Below are 21165 nucleotides of genomic sequence, written 5' to 3' on the forward strand. Positions count from 1 at the left end.
GGCGACGTTCCCTACATCACGGCGCCAATCTGCCAAGGCACGAATTCATAGTCGCCCAGGCCCTGTTCCTCGGACTTCGATACCTCTCCCGAGGCCATGCGCAACCACATCTCGTAGATCTCGCGGCCTACCTCCTCGACGGTCTTGCCCTCGGTCAGGATGCTGCCGGCGTTGACGTCCATGTCCTCGGTCATTCGGTTGTACATCTCGGTGTTGGTGGCGACCTTCATCGAGGGACTGGGTTTCGCGCCGAAGGCAGAGCCGCGCCCGGTGGTAAAGCACACCAGATTGCAGCCGCTGGCGATCTGACCGGTCACCGAGGCGGGGTCGTAGCCGGGGCTGTCCATGAAGGTGAAACCTTTGGCGGTCACCGGTTCAGCGTATTTGTAGACCCCGGTCAAAGGCGTGGTGCCGCCCTTTGCCGCGGCCCCCAGCGATTTTTCCAGGATGGTGGTCAGGCCACCTTTTTTGTTGCCGGGTGAGGGGTTGTTGTCCATCGAGCCCTTGTTGCGGGCGGTGTAGTCCTCCCACCAATGGATCAGGTCGACAAGTTTCTCGCCCACTTCCCGGTTGCTGGCGCGGGCGGTCAGCAGGTGCTCGGCACCGTAGATCTCGGGCGTCTCGGCCAGAACGCCGGTGCCGCCCTGGGCCACGAGAAGGTCACAGGCATAGCCGACGGCGGGGTTGGCGGTGATGCCGGACCACGCGTCCGAGCCGCCGCATTGCAGCGCGACCATCAGCTCGGAGGCCGGGCATTCCTCGCGTGTGGCCTGGTTGACGATGGGCAGCATGGCTTCGATCTTCTTGATGCCCAGATCGACGGTCTTGCGCAGGCCGCCCACGTCCTGGATGTTCATGGACTGGAACAGGGGGCCGGGCTGCAGACCGTAGGCCTCGACCAGCCAGTCGATCTGGTTCATCTCGCAGCCGAGGCCCGCCATCAGCACACCCCCGACATTGGGATTGCGGGCGTAACCCCACATGACGCGCTGGAGGGCTTCGAAGCCTTCGGAGCCCTGACCCGCCATGCCGCAACCGGTGCCATGCACGAAGGCGACGACGCCGTCAACGTTCGGGTAGGCGGCCAATTTTTCATCCGAAAAATGCGCCGCGATCCTGCGGGCGGCGGTGGCGGAACAGTTCACCGAGGTGAGGACGGCAATGTAATTCCGGGTGCCGACGCGGCCCGTAGGGCGTTTGTAGCCCATGAAGGTGTCGCGCGACGTGACCGCGGGGGCGGGGCGAATATTCGTCGAATATTCGTACTCCGTGTCGACGTTGCGGAACTCGAGATTGTGGGTGTGGACATGGCTGCCGGTGGCGATGTCTTCGGCAGCGTAGCCGATGACCTGTGCGTATTTGATGACCGCTTCGCCCTTTGCGATGTCCTGCGTGGCCAGCTTGTGACCGCGTGGGATCAGTTGGGTTGCGCCGTGCTGGCCGACTTCGAGGGCGGTGACGGCGGTGACGACGTTGTCGGCATCTGAGAGGCGGACGGTGCTCATGTTGACCTCGGGTCTGTGGCGGAGGTGGAGGATCGGGGGCCAGCCCCCGACCCCCTGCGGTATTTGGAAAACCAAAGAAGCAGGGGGCGGTGATCTACTAATATGCCAGTCATGTCTGCGCCTTCCAGCCGCAGGTTGCAAGGGGGACTCAGGCGCAGACGGGGGCGTCGGATGACCAGCGGTGGATCGGGATGTGGGGACGGGTCGCCAGTTCGGCGCGCGCGGCTTCCCACAGGCCTTTCCACGCCTCCCAGTCGCGCAGTTCGGCGGCCGGATGGGCTTCGGACCGGGCGATAAAGGAGGGAAAGTGGCTGCGTCCTGTGGGGTGGCCTGTCACGTTGAAACGGATGTCGAAGGACCAGCGGAAGTCCTGCGACTGGTTGGCCAGAGACGCGTGCGGCGTCAGGGGATGGAAAAGCACCGCGCCGCCAGCCTTGACCGGGAGGGTCAGCGCCTTTGTCTCGTCGAGACATCCGGGCGCGATGGCGGTCTGCTTCTGCGGACAGTGTGGATACATTTGCGGTTTGCCGGGGACGACCTGCAGGCAACCGTTCTCGACCGTGGCGTCCGAGATCGCCAGCCAGACAGTGACCATCCGGGTGCTGTCGGCCTCGGCATGGGCGACGGCCTTGTCCTGATGCCAATCCGTGGCCGTGATGTGGGCGCGGGGTTCGTCCTTTACCAGGGTTGGAGCCGGGGGCTTCAGCCGGACGTGCTGGATGGGGTTGGAGGTCAGTTCCGGGCCGATCAGGTCCTGCACCATGTCCAGCAGCCGCTTGTGTGTGATCATGTCAAAGACGGCCGGGCCAAAGTGAAAGGGAGTATCGGCAGTGATCTCGCCGCCCGGCAGGGAGATGTCCATCGGTTGGAACCAGTCGCAGCCTGCGGCGTAGGAGGTCAGCAGCTTTTGCCAGAAATCCTGATCCCCGGCGGAGGGAACGCGGCCTTCGGTTTCCCATCCGGCATAGAGGCGGTCGAGCAGGGCCGCATATTCAGAGCGGACGGCGTCGAGGGTCGCGGTGTCGAGCACGTTGTCGACGACGAGGTAGCCCTCGGTCTCGAACTGGCGGATCTGATCGTCGGAGAGCATCAGGGACATGGGTGTGCCTTTCCGTGAAACGCGCGGCGCGCGCGGGCGGGTCGGGAGCAGGTCCGGCGCAAAGCGCGAGTGGCAGTCAGTGGTTCAGGGGCGCCGTGTGGGGCGCCCCTGCGAGGATCAAAGGAAGATCGTCACGATTGGCGGCCATGCCAGCAACACCAGCAGCGCCAGAAGCTGCAGGGCGATGAAGGGCAGGAAGCCTTTGAAGATGTCGGTGAGCGAGATATGCGCAGGGGCCACGGACTTCAGGTAGAAGGCAGCCGGACCGAAGGGCGGCGACAGGAAGCTCACCTGCATGTTCATGCAGAACACCACGCCGAACCAGATCGGGATCATGCGCGCGTCGATGTGGCCGAACCAGCCGATTTCTTCGGCGGGCAGGCGGGTGACGATGGGCAGGAACACCGGCATGATGAGCAGCACGATCCCCACCCAGTCCATGAACATCCCCATGATGAGGAAGATGAACATCATGATGAGGATCACGCCCATGGTCGGCATGTCTGCGCCCACGATCAGGTTGGCCACGTAGGTCGGGCCGCCGGCCAGCGTGTAGGCCGCTGCCAGAGCCGCCGCGCCGATGGTGACCCAGATGATCGTGCCGGTGGATTTCACCGTGCGCATCAGCGCGTCCCAGACGATTTCGAAGGTCATCTCGCGGCGCAACAGGCCGATGACGAAGACAGCGACGACGCCCATGCCCGCAGCTTCGGTGATGCCGGTGATGCCGCCGTAGATCGAGCCGAGGACAACGCCGATCACGACAGTCGGAGCAATCAGGCCGCGGCCCATTTCCCAGCCTTGCGCGGTACGTTCCTTGCCCACCAGGACAAAGGCGACCAGTCCGAAAATCACGAAGGCACCGGCCAGCCAGGGCAGGTCAGACGTCATGCCCAGCAGGATCGGATCGACGCCTTCGGTCGGCACGTTGGCCCCGGTGACGGTGAAGAACAGAGCGCGCAGGAAAAGGGCAGCCGTGATGTACATGCCGAACTTCGACAGGAAGCCGAGGAACATCATGCTCTTCTCGCGGCCTTTGGGGGCGGTCGGGTCCTCGGGCGGCAGCGGTGCCATGTCCGGATTCATCTGGGTGCGGACGATGATGTACACGATGAAGAACGAGGCCAGCATGAAGCCGGGCAGGAAGGAGGCTGTGAACAATGCCTTGATCGAGGTTTCCGTCACCAGCCCGTAGAAGATGAGGACGATGGACGGTGGAATCATGGTGCCCAGAGAGCCGGAGGCGCAGATCGTGCCGATGGCGAGGTTCTGGTTGTACCCAAGCCGCAGCATCTGGGGCAGGGCGATCAGGCCAAGCAGCACGACTTCGCCGCCGATGATGCCTGACATGGCGGCCATGATGACGGCCATGACCGAGGTCACGATGGCGATGCCGCCGCGCACCCGGCTGAGCCAGACGTTCAGCGAGGAATACATGTCCCGCGCGATGCCGGATCGCTCCAGCAGTGCCGCCATGAAGATGAAGAGTGGCACCGAAATGAGGACGTAGTTCACCATCTGCCGGTAAACCGCCTGCCCGAGGACGGAGAACGGGCCTTTGCCGAAGGAGCGGAAGAGGATGTCCGCGTCGAATTTCATCAAGAGCGTGACGACTGCCAGGAATGCCGAGGCAAAGCCCAGCGGCATCCCGATCGCCAGCAGGGCGAACATGCCCAGCAACAGGACCAGGGAGATCGTTCCAACGTCCATCAGTGTTTCTCCTCGAGGGTCTTGCGGATGTTCTCGATCTCGTGCTCGTCGATGTCATCGGCGGAGTGATGTTCAGGCGCCTTGTTCCAGTCCGCGATCAGGTTCGAGATGGCTTGCAGCCCGACGAGGATCGCGATGATCAGAACGGTCGCCTTGACGGTGCCGGGAATGGGCGGATCCCAGGCGGAGCCATAGCCTTCGAGGGTCAGCAGGCGCTTTTCGGCATCGGCGTATCCCCCCCAGACGAGGCAGAAGATGAAGACCCAGATCAGGAAGACCGAGACCACATCGGAGGCCTTCTGCATCCAGCGCGGCATCAGGTCGTAGATGACGTAGATCCGGATGTGGCTGCGCTGCTGCATGGCATAGAGGCCGGAGAACAGAAAGACGAAAGCCGCGATCCACAGCGACAGTTCATTCGCCCAGAGCGTGCCCCCGTTGAAGACATAGCGGGCAACGACTTCGAAGCTCATGGTGATGACGATAAATACCGTGGCCAGCATCGAGAGGCGCCCGAGGATGAGGCTCACGATGTCGAAGGGGCCGGAACGGTCTACCTCGATCACGCCCTTGATGTCGGACATCCAGATGGCGCCGAAGAGCAAGGCCAGAGACAGGCAGATCAGCATGGCCCAGACGATCGGACGCCCGGCGGGGCGGATCATCTCGTGCATGCCGATAGGCTCGGCGGTGACGAATTGTGCAATGACGAGCCAGACATAGATGGCTGCCGTCAGGGCCATGAAAAGAAACATGGCCGACTTGATTGGTCCCCGGAGGGATCCGAGCCAGACGCTCTCCCCGTTCATGTGTTGCCTCCCCGCAATTCACGAACTCTTTGTTTGTATTGTGAAAACGGCGGGCCCTTTGCCCGGGCCCGCCGTCCGTTTCAAACCGTCAGTCGCGCATCACTGGGACAGCAGGCCCAGGTCGCTGAGGTACTTGCGGTGGCTTTCCACCAGTGCGGCAGCTTCGGGCGAGCGGGTTGCCCAGTCGTCCCATGCCACCTGCGCGCCCTTGCGGAACGCGGCGCGGTCTTCAGCGGACCAGTTATGCAGGGTCACGCCCTTTGCGGTCAGCATGGCTGCCGCTTCGGCGTTCTTCTTTTCGTTCGACAGGGCGGTGTGCAGGGACAGTTTCTGCATCGCGGTGTCGATGATGCGGCGATGTGCGTCGCTCAGGCCGTCCCACACGTCCTTGTTGCAGGCGAGGTGGTCGGAGGGCATCGAGTGGAAGCCGGGGTAGGTGGCATGGTTCACAAGGTCATAAAGACCGAGGCCCACGTTGTTCGACAGGCCCGACGCGTCGGCGCCGTCGATGATTCCGGTTTCCAGAGCGGTGAAGATCTCGGTGAAGTCCATCACGATCGGCTGCGCGCCCAGACCTTCGAAGATCTCGGTTTCCAGACCCGGAGGCGAACGGAACTTCCAGCCCTTCAGGTCTTCGAAGCCGGCCAGCGGCTTGGACGAGGACAGCGATTCCTGACCGTAGATCCACCAGCCGATCAGCTGCATGCCCTGCGCGTTGTACAGCTCCTGCGCGGCATCGTAGCCACCGCCGTAGTAGAGCCAGGACAGCTGCTGCCACGGGGTGTCGTAGCCACCCATGATGTCACCGACGAACTGGAACGCGGGGTTCTTGCCGGTCTGGTAGGCGCCGCCGGTCATGTCGCAGTCGAGGATGCCGTTGATCGCGGCGTCGAAGGTCTCGGTCGTGGCGACGACGGACGAGGAATAGAACATCTCGATGTCGATGGCGCCGCCGGACATGGTTTCGATGTCATCGGCGAACTGCGCGGCCAGGATGCCCGAGGGATGCTCGGAGGCGTAGTGCGTCTGGATACGCAGGGTCACGTCCTGTGCGGAAGCGGCAGTTGCAGCAATGGCAACGGCCGCGGCCGTCGTCAGAAGTTTCTTCATGTTGTCCTCCCGTGTGACGGCTCAGAGCGGCCGCCTTCATGAATTAGGAAAGGCTCCTCCGCCTCCCGTTTCAGGATGGTATACCAACCCGGTGTTCGCACGCTAACGAAACCCCCGTCGACAGGCAAGGATTTTTGGTATACCAAATTTCGACTATGGGAGGCCTTGCCCATTGGGTAAGGAAAACGGCGAAAAGTCAGAAAAAACCAGAAAGGTGGGCTGCGCCATGCCGGAGGAGACACTGCCGGAACAGATCGCGAATCGCCTGCGACGGGACATCTTGCGCGGGGATCTTGCGCCCGGGACACCGGTGAAGGAACGCGATCACGCCGGGGAACTGGGGGTCAGCCGGACCCCGATGCGCGAGGCGATTCGCATCCTGGCGAAGGAAGGGCTGGTTCTGCTGCGCCCGGCGCGTTCGCCCATCGTGGCGGAGCCATCCTTTGAAGAGATCGCGCATAACATCGAGGTCATGACCTCGCTGGAGCTTTTGTCGGCGCGGCTGGCCTGCGACCGGGCTTCGGACGAGGAGATCGAGGCCATCGCCGAAATCGCCGAACGCATGGCGCGGGAATACGACGAAATGGACATGCTGGACCTGTTCGAGCTGGACATGGGGTTCCACCGCGCCATTGCGGAGGCCGCGCACAATCCTGTGCTGGCCGAAATGCACGCGGCGCTTCTGGCGCGGCTGTGGCGGGCGCGCTATCTGTCGGCGACGCGCAAACGCTCGCGCGATCGGGTGCTGCATCAGCACGCCGAGATCGTGAAAGGCCTGCGCGCCCGTGATCCGGAACTGGTGACGGAGAATGTGCGCGCGCATCTGTTCCGGCTCCTGATCAACGTAAAGGACTTCTTCCTGAGCGAAGGCGAATTGCCCCCGGAAGAAACCCAGACACCCGCCGCCGCGGGCGAATGACGCGCGTGGCAAAAGACATTGAACAAAACCCTATGAAGGAGCGGTTATGAAATTGTTGCGCTACGGCCCGGTGGGTCAGGAGAAACCGGGGATGTTGGATGCGGAGGGGCAGGTGCGTGACCTGTCGGCGCATGTCAGCGATTTCGCGGGAGAGACCGTTTCGCGGGCGGCGCTCGACAAACTGCGCGCCATCGACGTAAACAGCCTGCCCGTGGTGGCAGAGCCGGGCCGCATCGGGGCCTGCGTGGCATCGGTGCCGAACTTCTTTTGCGTCGGCCTGAACTATGCCAAGCACGCGGCCGAAAGCGGCATGGCCGTTCCTGCGGAACCGATCCTTTTCAACAAGGCGACGTCTGCCCTGTCCGGACCTTTCGACGACGTGGTGATCCCGCGTGGATCGGAGAAGTCCGACTGGGAGGTCGAGCTGGGCGTGGTGATCGGCAAGGAGGCGTCTTACGTGTCCGAGGCCGACGCGCTGGATTACGTGGCGGGCTATTGCACCATCAACGACATGTCCGAGCGCAGCTTTCAGATCGAGCGCGGCGGTCAGTGGGTAAAGGGCAAGTCGGCCCCGACCTTCGGTCCGACCGGCCCGTATCTGGTGACGGCAGACGAGGTGGGCGATCCGCAGACGCTGCGCGTGACGCTGAAGCTGAACGGCGAGACCGTTCAGGATTCGGAAACTTCGGACATGATTTTCACCGTGGCACAGATCGTGTCGCACATGAGCCAGTTCATGAAGCTGGTGCCGGGCGACATCATCGCAACCGGAACGCCTTCGGGCGTGGGCATGGGCATGAAGCCGCCGCGCTACCTGAAGCCGGGCGACGTGATGGAGATCGAGGTTCACGGGCTGGGCGCACAGCGCCAGACGGCAGTGGCGGCGTCCTAAGCGCCTGCCACGCAGTACGAATTTCGGAAGGAGGCGCTGTGCGCCTCCTTTTTTGTCTGGGCGGCTTTATTCGGGCGGCTTTAATCTGGGCGGCGAAATCGACCGGAGATGTCGCGGACGGAACAGGTCGGAGGTGTTTCTCGTTTGAATGCCCGGACGAATCCCTCTCTCATGAGGCCAACAGGAGGCGCTCATGCATTTCGGACTGACCGATGAACAGGAGATGATCGTCTCCACCGTGCGGACCTTTGTCGAGAAGGAGATCTATCCCCATGAGGCGGAGGTCGAGCGCACGGGCGAAGTGCCGCCGGGACTCGGAGAGGCGCTGAAACAGAAGGTCATCGACCTTGGGTTCTACGCCTGCAACTTCCCCGAGGAGGTCGGCGGCGCGGGGCTGTCGCATCTGGATTTCACGCTGGTGGAGCGCGAGTTGGGTCGAGGGTCCATGGCGCTGACGCATTTCTTTGGCCGCCCGCAGAACATCCTGATGGCCTGCGTGGGCGAGCAGCGTGAGAAGTACCTTCTGCCCGCGGTGCGCGGCGAGCGCATGGATGCGCTGGCCATGACAGAACCGGACGCGGGGTCGGACGTGCGCGGGATGAAATGCGCCGCGCGACGCGACGGCGGCGACTGGGTGGTGAACGGCACGAAGCACTTCATCTCTGGCGCGGATCACGCTGATTTCTTTATCGTTTTCGTGGCCACGGGGGTGGATGAGACGCCCAAGGGGCCGAAGAAGCGGATCACCTGTTTCCTCGTGGACCGGGGGCATCCGGGGTTCACGGTGCGCGAGGGCTATCGGTCTGTCTCGCACCGGGGCTACAAGAACTGCATCCTTGAATTCAACGACTGCCGTCTGCCGGAGGCTCAGGTCCTGGGCGAGGTGGATGGCGGTTTCGCCGTGATGAACGAATGGCTGTATGCCACGCGTCTGACCGTGGCGGCTTTCTGTGTCGGGCGGGCGCGGCGCTGCTTTGACATGGCGGTGGACTACGCGGCGCAGCGCAAGCAGTTCGGGCAGGAAATCGCCAAGTTCCAAGGCGTTGGGTTCCAGGTCGCCGATATGGTGACCGAGATCGACGCGGCGGATTGGCTGACGCTGGCGGGGGCGTGGCGGCTGGATCAAGGCCTGCCTGCCAACCGCGAGATTGCCTCGGCCAAGGTTTATGCGTCGGAGATGCTGGCGCGGGTGACAGATACGAGTTTGCAGATCTTTGGCGGCATGGGGTTGATGGACGACTTCCCGATCGAGAGGTTCTGGCGCGATGCGCGGGTGGAGCGGATCTGGGACGGCACGTCGGAGATCCAGCGGCACATCATCAGCCGGGAGATTTTCCGGCCTATGGGCGCGTGATGCGGGGGGAGTCGGGGCACAGCCCCGACCTACGCCTGCAACGGCTGTTGCGCCCGAAGAACATCGCCGTGGTGGGCGGTGGCGCGTGGTGCGCCAACGTGGTGCGCGAGTGTCGCAAGATCGGGTTTGCCGGTTACGTCTGGCCGGTGCATCCGACGCGGGGGGAGGTTGGCGGCGTCGCGGCCTTTGCGTCTGTTAACGATTTGCCGGGGGCGCCGGATGCGGTGTTTATCGGCGTGAACCGGGGGGCCACGGTTGAGGTTCTGCGGGCCCTGTCGGCGCTGGGGGCGGGAGGTGCGGTGTGCTTTGCCGCCGGGTTTTCCGAGGCGCAGCAAGAGCTTGCCGATGGCGGGGACTTGCAGGCGGCGCTGGTCGAGGCCGCCGGGGAGATGCCGTTCCTGGGGCCGAATTGTTACGGCTTCGTCAATGCGCTGGAGGGAGCGGCACTGTGGCCCGACCAGCATGGGCTGGTCAGGGCCGAGCGTGGCGTGGCGATCCTGACGCAGAGTTCCAACGTCGCGCTGAACCTGTCGATGCAGGCGCGAGGGCTGCCGATTGCGCTGATCGGGACGGTGGGGAACCAGGCTGCGGTTGACCTAGCGCGCCTCGGTGAGGCGGTGCTGGAGGACCCGCGCATCACGGCGCTGGGGCTCTATATCGAGGGCATTCGCGATGTACGGGGCTTTGAACGGCTGGCGGCGCGGGCGCGGGAACTGGGCAAGCGCATCGTGGCGATGAAGCTGGGCGCGTCCGAGCAATCGGCGCGGGCGGCGGTGTCGCATACGGCGTCCTTGACCGGGTCGGATGCCGGGGCGCGGGCGCTTTTGCGCAGATGCGGCGTGGCGCAGGTGTCGTCCCTGTCGGCACTGCTGGAGACGTTGAAGATCTTGCACGGGGTGGGACCGCTGGCGTCGAACCGGGTGGGGTCGATGTCCTGTTCCGGGGGCGAGGCGAGCCTGATGGCGGATACCGGGCTGGCCTATCCGGTGGCGTTCCCGGAGCTGGATGAGGTGCAGCGCGACGGGCTGCGGGCCGTGCTGGGGCCGAAGGTGGCATTGGCCAACCCGTTGGATTACAACACTTATATCTGGGGTGATCTGCCCGCGATGACGGGCTGTTTCGCGGCCATGATGGCGGGGGACGTCGGGCTGGGCACCGTGGTGCTGGATTTCCCGCGTGGGGATCGTTGTTCGGACGCGGACTGGCTGCCGGTGCTGGATGCGGTGGAGGGGGCCGCACGGGCATCGGGCAAGCCGATGGCTGTTCTGGCCACATTGGTGGATACCTTGCCGGAGGCTGTGGCGGAAAGCTGTTTCGCGCGCGGAATCGTGCCGCTGTGCGATTTGCCGGCAGCGTTGGAGGCGATCGGGGCGGCGGCGTTCCTGGGGGAGCCGGTGTGCGCGGAGCCGGTGTTGCAGGTAGAGGGGGCGCCGCCCCCCGTCGCCTTTGGCGACTCCCCCCGGAGGTATTTGGACCAAGAAGAAGCTGGGCTGTTGTCCGAAGATCGGGCGAAGGCGCTGCTGGCGTCCGTTGGGGTTCGGGTGCCGGGGCGGGTGGTTGTTGCCGGTGTCGAAGCGGCTGCGGAGGCGGCGCGGGGGATCGGCTTTCCGGTGGTGCTGAAGGGCACGGGGTTTGCGCACAAGTCCGAGGCGGGGGCGGTGAAACTAGGGCTTTTGTCGGCGGAGGCGGTTGCTGCGGCTGCGAAGGACATGGGCTGTGACGGCTTTCTCGTCGAAGAGATGGTGACGGGCGGTGTGGTCGAACTGCTGGTCGGTGTCTTGCGCGATCCGGCGCATGGATTTGTCCTGACGCTGGGCGCGGGCGGGGTGATGACAGAAGTCTTGCGCGATACGGTTACGATGCTCTTGCCGGTGCGGCCGGAGGAGGTTCGTTCGGCGCTGGCGCAGCTGCGGATTGCGCCGGTGCTTGCGGGGTGGCGCGGGTCGCTGGGCGTCGACATGGAAGGACTGGTGGAGGCCGTGATGGCCGTGCAGCGGCTGGTGGTGGCCGAGGTGGAGCGGATCGAGGAGGTGGAGATCAACCCCTTGATCTGCAAGGCGGATGGCGTTGTGGCCGTGGATGCCTTGATACGTTTGAAGGAAGGGAACTGATATGCCGTTGACGATGAATCGCGAGGTTTTCATCACCTGTGCCGTGACCGGGTCGGGGGGGACGCAGGACCGCTCGCCGCATGTGCCGCGCTCGCCTGCGCAGATTGCCGAGAGCGCCATCGCGGCGGCTGAGGCCGGGGCGGCGGTGGTGCATTGCCATGTGCGCGACCCCGAAACGGGGGCGCCGTCGCGACGGTTGGAGTATTACCGCGAGGTGACGGATCTGATCCGTGCGGCGGATGTGGACGTGGTGCTGAACCTGACGGCGGGGATGGGGGGCGACATGGTCTTTGGCCCGACATCATCGCCGTTGCCGCTGAAAGAGGCCGGGACGGATATGGTGCGCGCGGCGGAAAGGGTCGCCCATGTGATTGAATGCAAACCGGAAATCTGCACGCTCGATTGCGGGACGATGAATTTCGCCGAGGCCGATTACGTCATGACCAACACGCCCGGGATGTTGCGGGACATGGGGCGGATGATGACCGAGGCCGGGGTGAAGCCGGAGATCGAGGCATTCGACACCGGGCACCTGTGGTTTGCGCAGGAGCTGGTGAAGGAAGGCGTGTTGGAGGGACCGGCGCTGGTGCAGTTGTGCATGGGTGTGCCTTGGGGCGCGCCGGACGATCTGAACACCTTCATGGCCATGGTGAACAACGTGCCAAGGGATTGGACCTTCAGTGCTTTTTCGCTGGGGCGCAACCAGATGGCCTATGTTGCCGCCGCCGTGCTGGCAGGGGGCAATGTGCGCGTCGGGTTGGAGGATAACCTGTGGCTGGACAAGGGTGTTCTGGCGACGAACGCGCAGCTGGTCGCGCGGGCGAAGGGCATCATCGAGGCCATGGGCGCGCGGGTGATCGGGCCTGCGGAGGTGCGCGAGAAGCTGGGATTGGTGAAGCGTTTGCCGGGGTGAAACCGGGCTGTGCAGGTGCAGAAAATCCGGCGGTTCCGGCGGATTTTGGCGATGCAGAATCCATGCAGAAACCATGCGGAAACCATGTGTATCGCATGTGCAGCATTCTGGTCTGGGGAGGGGATGAATGCGGAAGATCAATTGGGGGTTGATCGGCGGCGGTGAAGGCAGCCAGATCGGTCCGGCACACCGTCTGGCGGCGGGGCTGGACGGGGCCTTTGACCTCGTTGCCGGCGCTTTGGATCATCGGGCGGAGGCGGGGCGGGCCTATGCGGTGCGGCTGGGCATCGCGCGCGGCTATGGCGACTGGCGCGAGATGCTGGAGGGCGAGCGCGGGCGCCAGGGCGGCGTGCAACTGGTGACGGTGGCGACGCCCAATGCGACGCATTTCGAGATCACCAAGGCCTTCCTTCAGGCGGGTATCCATGTGCTTTGTGAGAAGCCCATGACCATGAGCGTTGCCGAGGCCGAGGAGATCGTGGCGTTGTCGCGCGAGACAGGGGCGATCTGCGCGGTGAACTATGGCTACACCGGTTATGCGCTGGTGCGGCACATGCGGGCCATGGTGGCGCGGGGCGATCTGGGCCGGGTGCGGCTGGTGGTGGCGGAGTTCGCGCATGGCCATCACGCGGGCGGTGATGATGCCGAGAACCCGCGCGTGCGCTGGCGGTATGATCCGGCACAGGCGGGGGTCTCGGCGCAGTTTGCCGATTGCGGCATTCATGCGCTGCATATGGCGAGTTTTGTCATCGGGCAGGAGGTGAAGCGGCTGGCGGCGGATTGTGTGTCCTGTGTCGAGGGGCGGGTGCTAGAGGATGACGCACAGGTCAACCTGCGGTTCGACGGGGGCGCGGTGGGGCGGTTGTGGACATCCTCGGTGGCGCTGGGGCGGCAGCATGGGCTGACCTTGCAGGTGTTCGGCGAGAAGGGCGGGCTGGCCTGGGCGCAGGAGCAGCCGAACCAGTTGATGTGGATGCCTTTGGGCGGGCGCAAGACGGTGATCGAGCGCGGCGAGGGCGGGCTGTCGCCCGAGGCGGACCGGGCCAGCCGCGTGACGGTGGGTCATGCGGAGGGGATGCCGCTGGCTTTTGGCAACATCTATGCCGACCTTGCGGAAGCGATCCGGGCGCGGGCGGAAGGGCGGGTGATGGACCCGGCGGCGGACCTGTATCCGAAGGCCGTAGATGGCTTGCGGTCGATGGCGGCGATTGCCGCCGTGGCCGAGAGCGGCGGGGTCTGGGTGGACGCGCGACCCCCGTCCTTGCGGTAAAGGGCTGGGCGCCGCCATGTGCCGCGGGATGAAAGGTCGGTAGAGGGCTCTGCCCCCGTCCCCTTCGGAGACTCCCCCGGAGGTATTTGCGCCAAGAAGAAGCAGGGGCGTGGTTTCGCGCACAGGCTGTGTTCGGCCATGGGCAGGCGACATTTTTGTCGGACGGGTTATCTCTGGGTCAAGCGCCCTTGGTGGGCGGGACAAGGAGATGACAATGAGTTACGAAGTTGCCGTTCTGGTGGGGTCGCTGCGCGACGGATCCTACAATCGCGCTTTGATCGAGGCGATGATTGCGCTGGCACCGGAGGGAATGAATTTCCGGTTTGTCGAGATTGGCGACCTGCCGTTTTACAACCCCGATCTGGAGGGCGAGGGCGTGCCCGCGGCCTGGACGCGGTTTCGCGGCGAGATGGCGGATGTGGACGCGGTGCTGTTCGCGACGCCGGAATATAACCGTTCCGTCCCTGCGGTGGTGAAGAACGCGCTGGACGTTGGCTCGCGCCCCTATGGCGAGAGCGTCTGGGGCGGCAAACCGGCGGCGATCGTGACGGCCTCGATGGGGGCGACGGGCGGCTTTGGTGCCAACCACCATTTGCGGCAGTCGCTGGTGTTCCTCGACATGCCAACCATGCAGCAGCCGGAAGCCTATGTCGGCAAGGTGCAGGATATCCTGACCGACGGCGGTGTCGTGGAAGGCAGCCGCGAGTTCCTGGCGGGGTTCATGGCACGCTTCGCAGCCTGGGTGCAGACCCACAAGGGGTGAGCGGCGCGGCCTTCGCCGCGTGATGGTAGAATGCAAAACGCCCCGGCCATCAGGCGCGGGGCGTTTCCTTTGTCTGGGTCGCCTTGGCTCAGGCGACGTTTTCCAGCTTCAGCTCCGGCGTGACGCCGAGGGCAAAGCAGACGTCGCGGGTCAGTTCCGGGCGGTTGAGCGTGTAGAAATGCAGCTTGTCCACGCCGCCCTGGATCAGCTCGTCGCAGAGTTCGGTGCAGATCGCGGTGGCCAGCAGGTCGGACCGACCGTCACGCTCGGCGGTCTCGAAGGCGTCGACGACCCACTGGGGGATCTTGGTGCCGCAGCCCTCGGCAAAGCGGCGCGCGCCTTTCCAGTTCTCGATCGGCAGGATGCCGGGGGTGATATACTGGTCGATCCCGGCCTTTGCGCAGGCGTCGCGGAAGCGGAAGAAGGTCTCTGCCTCGAAGAAGAATTGTGTCAGCGCCTCGGAGGCACCGGCGTCGAGCTTGCGCTTCAGCCAGTCGATGTCGGCCTTGGCGGTCGCGGCTTCGGGGTGGACGTCCGGGTAGGCGCCGACGCGGATGGTGAAGTCGCCGGTCTCGGCCAGCGCTTCGATCAGCTCGACCGAGTTGGCGAAGCCCTCGGGGTGGGGCACGAAGCCGTTGGAGCCCTTGGGCGGGTCGCCGCGCAGGGCGACGATGTCGGTGACGCCGACCTTGGCGAAGTCGCGGGCGACTTGCAGGGTCTCTTCCTTCGTGGCGTCGACGCAGGTCAGGTGGGCGGCGGTGCGCAGGCCGGAATGCTTGTGGATGGTGGCCACCACGTCACGGGTCAGATCGCGCGTGGTGCCGCCGGCGCCGTAGGTCACGGAGACGAAGCGCGGCGCCAGCGGGGCAAGCACCTGCACCGAGTCCCAGAGGCGGAAGGTGCCTTCGATGTTTTTCGGCGGGAAGAATTCGAGGCTGATCTCGGGGCGGGTCATGGTCTGTCTCTCTATCTTTCGGGGCCGGGTCGCGATTGCGACGCATCGGCTGCTGTTTGCGTCTTGTCCTCTATATGGCACTTGCAGCATGGTGAGGCAAACTCATAAAACTCATCTTCAACATGAGGTGAATATGCATATCGAATTCCGTCACCTGCGGACAATCAAGGCGATCCACGACCATGGCGGGCTGGCAAAGGCGGCGGATGTGCTGAACATCACGCAGTCCGCTTTGTCCCATCAGATCAAGGGGCTGGAGGATCAGGCCGGGGTGGAATTGTTCGTGCGGCGGTCCAAACCGATGAAACTGTCGGCGGCGGGGATGCGGCTGTTGAGGCTGGCAGAGCAAGTCTTGCCGCAGGTGGAAGCCGCGCAGGAAGAGTTCATGGGTCTGCGTGCGGGGCGGTCCGGGCGGCTGCATATCGCCATCGAGTGCCACGCCTGTTTCGAATGGCTGTTCCCGGTGCTGGAGGGTTTTCGCAAGAAATTCGGCGATGTGGACGTGGATATTCGCCCCGGCCTGGCCTTTGACGCGCTGCCCGCGCTGATGAAGGAAGAGGTGGACGTGGTGATTTCCTCCGATCCGGAGGAATTGCCGGGGGTCGAATTCGTGCCCCTGTTCGATTATGCGCCGGTCTTCGTCGCCTCGGCGCAGCATCCGTTGGCGGAGAAGGATTATATCGACGCAGAAGATTTCCGTGGGCAGACGCTGATTACCTACCCGGTAGACCGCGCTCGGTTGGATATCTTCAAGCTGTTGCTGACGCCTGCCAAGGTGGAACCGGCGGCAATCCGGCAGGTGGAACTGACGGCGGTGATCCTGCTGCTGGTGGCGTCGAATCGCGGGGTGTCGGTGCTGCCGGACTGGGTGGTGCGCGAGGTGAAGTATTCCTCGGACTACATCACGCGGCCCTTGACGAAGGACGGGGTTACGCGCCGGTTGTATGCGGCGGTGCGGACGGAGGATCTGGAGAAGCCCTACATGAAGGAGCTGATCCGTCTGGCGGGGCAGGAGGCCAAGCGGTTGCAGGCGGCGTGATCGCTAGCGGCAGGCGCTTTCGGCCTGAGATCGGGCGAGGTCCCAGTCGTTGGCGTAGCGCCAGCCTGCGGCCCGAGGGTTGCGGTCTGCCAGAACCTGCGCTGCGGTCTGGCGGAAGCAGGCGCAGTTCACGCCGGGCAATTCCTCGCGGCAGTAGGCCGCAGGGTCGAAGACCTGCGTGCGGCCGCTGGCATCCTTTGCCTCAAGCAGTCCGCGCTGGCCGTCGAGCGGCCGATAGTGCTGGAATTCGGGGAATGTGCCGGCATCGGGCTGCGTCAGGGGGGGCAGGAATTGTACCCCGACGACAAGCGCGCCGGTGGTCAATAGCCCGGCGGCGATGAGGATGGCATTGGTCCCGACAAGTGGCATGCAAGCTTTCCCAGGCCGGGTCGCATTTGTCGTCGCCCGGCGCGGGTACAGTCTGGCGGGATCGGGTTAACGAGACCCTTGCCGGATGAGGTCAGCCGCACACCAAGTGTCGACAATCTGATCTTTTCGGCAGGTGCCGGGCAGAGTTAACTGCAGACGTCGGCGGCCTGTGTCCTGACCAGGTCCCAATCGTCGGCATATTTCCAACCGCTTGCGCGCGGATTGCGGCTGTTCAGCAGTTGGCGGGCCGTGGCGTTGAAGCAGCCGCAATTGACGCCGGAGAGCTGCGCCTTGCAATAGGCCATTGGGTCCGTTGCGACCTTGCGAATGCCACTGCGCAACCGGAAAGGATGAAATTCCGGAAAGGTCTCGGCATCGGCTTGGGTCAGGGGCGGCAGGCGTTGAACCCCGAAAAAGACCGAACCGGTTGTGGCCAGAAGCGCAGCGGTGATGAGCGCGGTTGTGTTGCCGAGGATGGGCATGACGTCCTCCTTTTCCGGGACGCATGTACCAAATCCCGAGTCGCTCTCATTTTAAGCAAATCGGGTTAACGCTTGGCTTGACGGGACGCGAAACTGGCCGCGGCCCGTAAACTCGTTCCGGTAACCGTCACATGAGCTGAAGGTCCGAGGCCATGGTGCGACCGTCGCGGCCTTCACGCAGCTCGAAGCTGACTTTCTGGTTGTCCGCGAGGCCGGTCAGACCGGACCGCTCGACTGCTGAAATATGTACAAAAACGTCTTTTCCGCCTTCGTCAGGCGCAATGAAGCCGTAGCCTTTGGTGGTGTTGAACCATTTCACGGTGCCGCTCGGCATGGTTTCCGCGCTCCTTTCCAAGTCCATCGTCAGGCCCCATGATAGGGTGGGGCCACCCTGTCACGTTCGCCTTTCAGAACCGGAAGCGCAGTAATCCCTGCGTGTCGGTCGCAGATCGTCGAAGGTCACTCTACTTTTGGATAGGTCGCTTTCGGAAAAATCAAGAAAAACTGAATCGTGTTTCAGTGGAGGGCCGTTTATGTGAACTTGGTTAACGAGGTTTGGGCACAAAGCGGGCGAGGACGGCGCATGGTTCTGTATGGTTTGAAAACCTGTGACACCTGTCGGAAAGCGTTGAAGGCGCTGGAGGGCGCGACGTTTGTCGATGTGCGCGCGGAGGGCGTTCCGGACGAGGTGCTGATGTCCGCGCTTGAACGCTTTGGTGACAGGGTGCTGAACACGCGGTCGACGACGTGGCGCGAGATGGATGCGGCGGCCCGGCAGGGCGCACCGTTGGATCTGATCCGCGCGAACCCGACGCTGATGAAACGGCCGCTTATCGTGGATGGCGCAGCGATGTATCTGGGCTGGGACAAGGCCACGCAGGCCGCGCTGGGCGTCTGACAGGCGCAGGCAGGGAGTCTCCGCCCTACGCAGTGACGGGACGGGTGCCGGGCAGACGCCGGGTCACCAGTCGGTCAAGGGACAGTGCGCCCGCGCCGGTGATGACCAGCGCCAGCAGAAGCGTGATCCAGAGCAGCCGTTCGTCGATCAGTTGATAGCGGGCATCGAAGAGGCGACCCAGCGTGCCGCCGTGACCTAACACGTCGGTGGCGGTCTGCACGGCGATGAAGCCAATCATCCCCAATGCGGCGAGGCGGGTGGCGAGGCCAAGCACGATCAGCAGGGGCAGGGCGAATTCGGCGAATGTGCCCATGGCGGCGACAAGGTCGTGGAACAGGCTCAGTTTCGATGGGTCATAGCCCGCAGCCTCGAACTGGCGGGGGAAGATCTGCGCGTAGACGCCTGATTCCAATGTGAAGATGTCGAAGGGGCCGCCGCCTTGGCGGGCAAAGACCTTTGTCCCCGCGCTTTGCCAGTAGTAGCCGAACAGGCTGGCGGCAAAGGCCGCGCGTAGCAGGAGCGGTAGCAAGGGAGTGAGGCGGTCGAGCCGGCGATGGATGGCCGGGAGCAGGGTCGTGGCGAGGCGGATCATATGGCATCTCCGTCGATGTGCAGGGTGGCAATGGCCGCGTCCCTGAGGAGTAGCGTCAGCGTCGCGGTCGGGTCGAAGTCGGGGCCTGCGGTGGCTGCGGCTTCTGCCAGTGGCAGGCTGCGCCTCAGGGCTTGCAGAAAATCCGCGCCGCCCTTGGGCAAAACACGCGGCAGCGGGTCGAGTGTCGGGCGGGTAATGAGAATGTCCTCGGCCACGGGCTTGGGTGCGGGGCTGCCGGGGTCAAGCGCGCGGCGGTGGATCTGGAGGATCGGCCAGGGGGAGCGGACAAGGCGCGTGGCGGGCGCAAGGGTCAGGCGGGCGTGGGCGAGTTGCGCCTCTGTCAGCGACGCGATGCGGTCGGGCGCAAAGGGCGGGACATCGGCAGCGTGGTAGGATTGACGCAGCGCCAGCTCCAGCCGCGCCAGATCGGGCAGGTAGCCCATGTGGGAGAGATCCGGGAGGGTTTCGAGGAAGGCCGGGAAGGTCTCTCCGTAGAGCATGAGGATTGGCGAGGCGGGCGGGGTGAGACGCAGGTAGCGCGTTGCGACGCTGGCAAAGTTGCGTTCGCCCAAGAGGCTGGCGGTGGCCGGGAAACCGGTCTCCAGCGCCTCGCGCACGGAGGCGGTGACGTTGTTGCGGTAGACATCGTAGCGGCGTCCGGCGGGGCGGCCAAGCGCGTCGCGCAGACCGGGCGGCGCGGGCTGTGACGGGTCGAGCAGCCCGGCGCGGAATTGTTCCTGAGGGATGAGGGACGTCATGCGGGCACGCCGTGGTTTGCCGGTGTGGCGAGGCGGGTCAGGGCGTCTGCGGCGCGGGTGGCCTCGGTCGCAAGCGTCGGCCAGTCCGGTACGTCGGTGTCCCACTCGATGAGCAGCGGCAGCGGGCCGGAGCGCGCAAGCGTCAGGTCGAGCAGCCGCCAGACGGGATCGGCGACCTCGCGTCCATGGCTGTCGATCAGCAGGGGCGCGCCGTGCTCGTCCTCCTGCGTGTCGTGGCCCGCGAGGTGGATTTCGCCCACGGCATGCAGCGGGTAGTGCGCGATGTAGTCCTGCGGCGAGAAGTCGAGATTGGTGGCGGACACGAAGACGTTGTTGATGTCCAGCAGCAGCCCGCAGCCGGTGCGGCGGGTGATTTCGTGCAGGAAGTCGGGCTCGGCCCAGGTGCTTTCGGCGAAGGCGAGATAGCTGGAGGGGTTTTCCAGCAGCATCGGGCGATCAAGGGCCTCTTGCACCTGGTCGATATGGGTGCAGACCCGGGCGAGGGTCGCGTTGGTGTAGGGCAGGGGGAGGAGGTCGTTGAGGAAGGCCCCGTCATGGGTGGACCATGCAAGGTGTTCCGAGAAAGAGGCGGGGTGCAGCCAGTCATTCAGGTGGCGCAGGCGGGCGAGGTGGTCGCGATCGAGGGGCGCTTCGCCGCCGATCGACAGGCCGACGCCGTGCACCGAGATTGGGAAGCGTTCGGAGAGGGCGCGGAGAAGCGCGTGGGGGCGGCCACCGTCGCCCATGTAGTTCTCGGCGTGGATTTCCAGCCATGCGACGGGGGCGGGATCGTTCAGTATCGCGGTGTGGTGCTGCGGCTTGTAGCCGACGCCGGGGGCGGGCGGGAGTATGTTGGAACGGTCGAACATGGGCGGCCTCGCTTGGGGAAGGCAGGTCGGGGAATAACCCCGACCTACGCGTGGTTCAGGCGTTCGGCAGGTCGCGGTCGAGCGCCTCGAGGCTGCCCATGCGGGCGTGGCCGTCCGCCATGGCGGGCAGTTCGATGGTCGTGCAGGTGCCTGCGTCCACCAGCGTCCAGGCGTTGCCCTGGTAATCGACGGTAGAGGTGCCGGCACAGGTCGTGCCCGGACCGGCGGCGCAGCCGTTCTCACCAGCCAGCGCGACGCCGTAGCACTTTTCCTGCTCCATGGCCGATGCGCCCGATGCTGCGGACATGGCGGCGGCGAAGGCGCCCATGAGGGCGACGGTCTTGATGCGTGCGGTCATTGTGTAATCTCCGTGTGGTTGTTTGCGTAACCGTTTCCGCCGGTCGTCCCCATGACGAGGCGGTGCCCTGACGATGCCGCGCAGTCTGCGGATCGGCCATTCACGGGCCTGTGGGTCACGCCGCTGTCAGCGCGCGTCATGGCGATGTGAGAGGGGAGGCGGTGCGAAAGCCTGCAATTAAAGGGCGAATCGCGGAGTTGACGTAACAATTGACGCTTGGTCAGGCGCTTTGCCCGACGAATTGTTACAGGCGCGCGGGGTGGAGGGCTGTCGGCGAAAGCTTGCTCACGCAGTTCGTCAGCGATGTTACAGCCCGGGGCGCGGTGAGGTGGTCGCGCCGCAAGCAAAAGGGCGGCCAGTCAGGCCGCCCTTCAGCGTCATTTCAGCACT

Annotated in this window: 22 protein-coding genes; 9 read left to right on the top strand and 13 right to left on the bottom strand. The window is 64.6% G+C overall.

The window, feature by feature from the left end:
- Positions 1-11 precede the first annotated feature (11 nt).
- The 5 genes from ACP16H_RS13545 to ACP16H_RS13565 all read right to left on the bottom strand — a co-directional run bounded on the left by ACP16H_RS13545 (position 12) and on the right by ACP16H_RS13565 (position 6233).
- The gene (locus tag ACP16H_RS13545) at positions 12-1505 is read right to left on the bottom strand and encodes a UxaA family hydrolase (protein ID WP_425072844.1); all 1494 of its coding nucleotides are present in this window, start codon (positions 1503-1505) and stop codon (positions 12-14) included.
- A 148-nt stretch (positions 1506-1653) separates the two neighbouring features.
- Entirely contained in the window at positions 1654-2604 is a 951-nt protein-coding gene (locus ACP16H_RS13550) for a phytanoyl-CoA dioxygenase family protein (protein WP_425072845.1), read from the bottom strand.
- 117 nt (positions 2605-2721) lie between these two features.
- The gene (locus tag ACP16H_RS13555) at positions 2722-4314 is read right to left on the bottom strand and encodes a TRAP transporter large permease (protein WP_425072846.1); all 1593 of its coding nucleotides are present in this window, start codon (positions 4312-4314) and stop codon (positions 2722-2724) included.
- A complete protein-coding gene (locus ACP16H_RS13560) occupies positions 4314-5123 on the bottom strand; it encodes a TRAP transporter small permease subunit (RefSeq protein ID WP_425072847.1) in 810 nt (269 codons plus the stop codon). Before ACP16H_RS13560 ends, ACP16H_RS13555 begins: the two co-directional genes overlap by 1 nt.
- A gap of 99 nt (positions 5124-5222) precedes the next feature.
- Positions 5223-6233: a TRAP transporter substrate-binding protein gene (locus tag ACP16H_RS13565; protein ID WP_425072848.1), complete on the bottom strand. Its 1011-nt coding sequence runs from the start codon at positions 6231-6233 to the stop codon at positions 5223-5225.
- Between the two features lie 226 nt (positions 6234-6459).
- Here ACP16H_RS13565 and ACP16H_RS13570 point away from each other — a divergent pair, with 226 nt between their 5' ends.
- The 7 genes from ACP16H_RS13570 (at position 6460) to ACP16H_RS13600 (ending at position 14455) form a co-directional block, all read left to right on the top strand.
- The gene (locus tag ACP16H_RS13570; RefSeq protein WP_425072849.1) at positions 6460-7152 is read left to right on the top strand and encodes a GntR family transcriptional regulator; all 693 of its coding nucleotides are present in this window, start codon (positions 6460-6462) and stop codon (positions 7150-7152) included.
- Positions 7153-7198: 46 nt separating this feature from the next.
- The gene (locus ACP16H_RS13575; RefSeq protein ID WP_425072850.1) at positions 7199-8044 is read left to right on the top strand and encodes a fumarylacetoacetate hydrolase family protein; all 846 of its coding nucleotides are present in this window, start codon (positions 7199-7201) and stop codon (positions 8042-8044) included.
- Between the two features lie 193 nt (positions 8045-8237).
- Positions 8238-9398, top strand: a complete 1161-nt coding sequence (locus ACP16H_RS13580) for an acyl-CoA dehydrogenase family protein (protein WP_425072851.1) — start codon at positions 8238-8240, stop codon at positions 9396-9398.
- Complete coding sequence (locus tag ACP16H_RS13585) at positions 9398-11509, top strand: acetate--CoA ligase family protein (RefSeq protein ID WP_425072852.1); 2112 nt, start codon at positions 9398-9400, stop codon at positions 11507-11509. Before ACP16H_RS13580 ends, ACP16H_RS13585 begins: the two co-directional genes overlap by 1 nt.
- Position 11510: 1 nt before the next feature.
- Positions 11511-12422 (top strand): 3-keto-5-aminohexanoate cleavage protein, encoded by a 912-nt coding sequence (locus tag ACP16H_RS13590; protein ID WP_425072853.1) that lies wholly within the window; start codon positions 11511-11513, stop codon positions 12420-12422.
- Positions 12423-12549: 127 nt separating this feature from the next.
- Positions 12550-13692, top strand: a complete 1143-nt coding sequence (locus ACP16H_RS13595) for a Gfo/Idh/MocA family protein (RefSeq protein ID WP_425072854.1) — start codon at positions 12550-12552, stop codon at positions 13690-13692.
- 208 nt (positions 13693-13900) lie between these two features.
- Positions 13901-14455 carry an NADPH-dependent FMN reductase gene (locus ACP16H_RS13600; RefSeq protein WP_425072855.1) on the top strand — a complete coding sequence of 185 codons (555 nt, stop codon included), beginning with the start codon at positions 13901-13903 and terminating at the stop codon, positions 14453-14455.
- 88 nt (positions 14456-14543) lie between these two features.
- Here the strand turns inward: ACP16H_RS13600 and metF are convergent, their stop codons facing one another.
- The gene (gene metF, locus ACP16H_RS13605) at positions 14544-15410 is read right to left on the bottom strand and encodes a methylenetetrahydrofolate reductase [NAD(P)H] (protein ID WP_425072856.1); all 867 of its coding nucleotides are present in this window, start codon (positions 15408-15410) and stop codon (positions 14544-14546) included.
- A gap of 133 nt (positions 15411-15543) precedes the next feature.
- On the opposite strand from metF, the gene ACP16H_RS13610 reads away from it, so the two are divergent.
- Positions 15544-16449 carry a LysR family transcriptional regulator gene (locus ACP16H_RS13610; RefSeq protein WP_425072857.1) on the top strand — a complete coding sequence of 302 codons (906 nt, stop codon included), beginning with the start codon at positions 15544-15546 and terminating at the stop codon, positions 16447-16449.
- Between the two features lie 3 nt (positions 16450-16452).
- On the opposite strand, the gene ACP16H_RS13615 is transcribed toward ACP16H_RS13610, so the two are convergent.
- The 3 genes from ACP16H_RS13615 to ACP16H_RS13625 all read right to left on the bottom strand — a co-directional run bounded on the left by ACP16H_RS13615 (position 16453) and on the right by ACP16H_RS13625 (position 17634).
- A complete protein-coding gene (locus tag ACP16H_RS13615) occupies positions 16453-16818 on the bottom strand; it encodes a hypothetical protein (RefSeq protein ID WP_425072858.1) in 366 nt (121 codons plus the stop codon).
- Positions 16819-16964: 146 nt separating this feature from the next.
- The gene (locus ACP16H_RS13620; protein WP_425072859.1) at positions 16965-17300 is read right to left on the bottom strand and encodes a hypothetical protein; all 336 of its coding nucleotides are present in this window, start codon (positions 17298-17300) and stop codon (positions 16965-16967) included.
- Between the two features lie 127 nt (positions 17301-17427).
- Complete coding sequence (locus tag ACP16H_RS13625; RefSeq protein ID WP_425072860.1) at positions 17428-17634, bottom strand: cold-shock protein; 207 nt, start codon at positions 17632-17634, stop codon at positions 17428-17430.
- 249 nt (positions 17635-17883) lie between these two features.
- On the opposite strand from ACP16H_RS13625, the gene ACP16H_RS13630 reads away from it, so the two are divergent.
- The gene (locus ACP16H_RS13630; protein WP_425072861.1) at positions 17884-18198 is read left to right on the top strand and encodes an arsenate reductase family protein; all 315 of its coding nucleotides are present in this window, start codon (positions 17884-17886) and stop codon (positions 18196-18198) included.
- Positions 18199-18223: 25 nt separating this feature from the next.
- On the opposite strand, the gene ACP16H_RS13635 is transcribed toward ACP16H_RS13630, so the two are convergent.
- Genes ACP16H_RS13635 through ACP16H_RS13650 form a run of 4 tightly spaced genes read right to left on the bottom strand, consistent with a single transcriptional unit; the run spans position 18224 to position 20775 of the window.
- The gene (locus ACP16H_RS13635; protein WP_425072862.1) at positions 18224-18790 is read right to left on the bottom strand and encodes a DoxX family protein; all 567 of its coding nucleotides are present in this window, start codon (positions 18788-18790) and stop codon (positions 18224-18226) included.
- A complete protein-coding gene (locus tag ACP16H_RS13640) occupies positions 18787-19548 on the bottom strand; it encodes a putative DNA-binding domain-containing protein (RefSeq protein ID WP_425072863.1) in 762 nt (253 codons plus the stop codon). Before ACP16H_RS13640 ends, ACP16H_RS13635 begins: the two co-directional genes overlap by 4 nt.
- Positions 19545-20417, bottom strand: coding sequence for a DUF692 domain-containing protein (locus ACP16H_RS13645; protein WP_425072864.1), 873 nt, complete (start codon positions 20415-20417; stop codon positions 19545-19547). The genes ACP16H_RS13640 and ACP16H_RS13645 overlap by 4 nt, the downstream gene beginning before the upstream one ends.
- A gap of 55 nt (positions 20418-20472) precedes the next feature.
- A complete protein-coding gene (locus ACP16H_RS13650; RefSeq protein ID WP_425072865.1) occupies positions 20473-20775 on the bottom strand; it encodes a DUF2282 domain-containing protein in 303 nt (100 codons plus the stop codon).
- Positions 20776-21165 lie beyond the last annotated feature (390 nt).

The organism is Sagittula sp. S175, from assembly GCF_049800975.1.
GTDB lineage: Bacteria > Pseudomonadota > Alphaproteobacteria > Rhodobacterales > Rhodobacteraceae > Sagittula.

Coding starts and splice junctions, on each gene's coding strand:
- ACP16H_RS13620 (WP_425072859.1), bottom strand. CDS start 17,300: ATGCCCATCCTCGGCAACACAACCGCGCTCATCACCGCTGCGCTTCTG.
- ACP16H_RS13625 (WP_425072860.1), bottom strand. CDS start 17,634: ATGCCGAGCGGCACCGTGAAATGGTTCAACACCACCAAAGGCTACGGC.
- ACP16H_RS13590 (WP_425072853.1), top strand. CDS start 11,511: ATGCCGTTGACGATGAATCGCGAGGTTTTCATCACCTGTGCCGTGACC.
- ACP16H_RS13550 (WP_425072845.1), bottom strand. CDS start 2,604: ATGTCCCTGATGCTCTCCGACGATCAGATCCGCCAGTTCGAGACCGAG.
- ACP16H_RS13575 (WP_425072850.1), top strand. CDS start 7,199: ATGAAATTGTTGCGCTACGGCCCGGTGGGTCAGGAGAAACCGGGGATG.
- ACP16H_RS13610 (WP_425072857.1), top strand. CDS start 15,544: ATGCATATCGAATTCCGTCACCTGCGGACAATCAAGGCGATCCACGAC.
- ACP16H_RS13545 (WP_425072844.1), bottom strand. CDS start 1,505: ATGAGCACCGTCCGCCTCTCAGATGCCGACAACGTCGTCACCGCCGTC.
- ACP16H_RS13650 (WP_425072865.1), bottom strand. CDS start 20,775: ATGACCGCACGCATCAAGACCGTCGCCCTCATGGGCGCCTTCGCCGCC.
- ACP16H_RS13615 (WP_425072858.1), bottom strand. CDS start 16,818: ATGCCACTTGTCGGGACCAATGCCATCCTCATCGCCGCCGGGCTATTG.
- ACP16H_RS13635 (WP_425072862.1), bottom strand. CDS start 18,790: ATGATCCGCCTCGCCACGACCCTGCTCCCGGCCATCCATCGCCGGCTC.
- ACP16H_RS13595 (WP_425072854.1), top strand. CDS start 12,550: ATGCGGAAGATCAATTGGGGGTTGATCGGCGGCGGTGAAGGCAGCCAG.
- ACP16H_RS13600 (WP_425072855.1), top strand. CDS start 13,901: ATGACAATGAGTTACGAAGTTGCCGTTCTGGTGGGGTCGCTGCGCGAC.
- ACP16H_RS13640 (WP_425072863.1), bottom strand. CDS start 19,548: ATGACGTCCCTCATCCCTCAGGAACAATTCCGCGCCGGGCTGCTCGAC.
- ACP16H_RS13630 (WP_425072861.1), top strand. CDS start 17,884: ATGGTTCTGTATGGTTTGAAAACCTGTGACACCTGTCGGAAAGCGTTG.
- ACP16H_RS13560 (WP_425072847.1), bottom strand. CDS start 5,123: ATGAACGGGGAGAGCGTCTGGCTCGGATCCCTCCGGGGACCAATCAAG.
- metF (WP_425072856.1), bottom strand. CDS start 15,410: ATGACCCGCCCCGAGATCAGCCTCGAATTCTTCCCGCCGAAAAACATC.
- ACP16H_RS13570 (WP_425072849.1), top strand. CDS start 6,460: ATGCCGGAGGAGACACTGCCGGAACAGATCGCGAATCGCCTGCGACGG.
- ACP16H_RS13585 (WP_425072852.1), top strand. CDS start 9,398: ATGCGGGGGGAGTCGGGGCACAGCCCCGACCTACGCCTGCAACGGCTG.
- ACP16H_RS13565 (WP_425072848.1), bottom strand. CDS start 6,233: ATGAAGAAACTTCTGACGACGGCCGCGGCCGTTGCCATTGCTGCAACT.
- ACP16H_RS13580 (WP_425072851.1), top strand. CDS start 8,238: ATGCATTTCGGACTGACCGATGAACAGGAGATGATCGTCTCCACCGTG.
- ACP16H_RS13555 (WP_425072846.1), bottom strand. CDS start 4,314: ATGGACGTTGGAACGATCTCCCTGGTCCTGTTGCTGGGCATGTTCGCC.
- ACP16H_RS13645 (WP_425072864.1), bottom strand. CDS start 20,417: ATGTTCGACCGTTCCAACATACTCCCGCCCGCCCCCGGCGTCGGCTAC.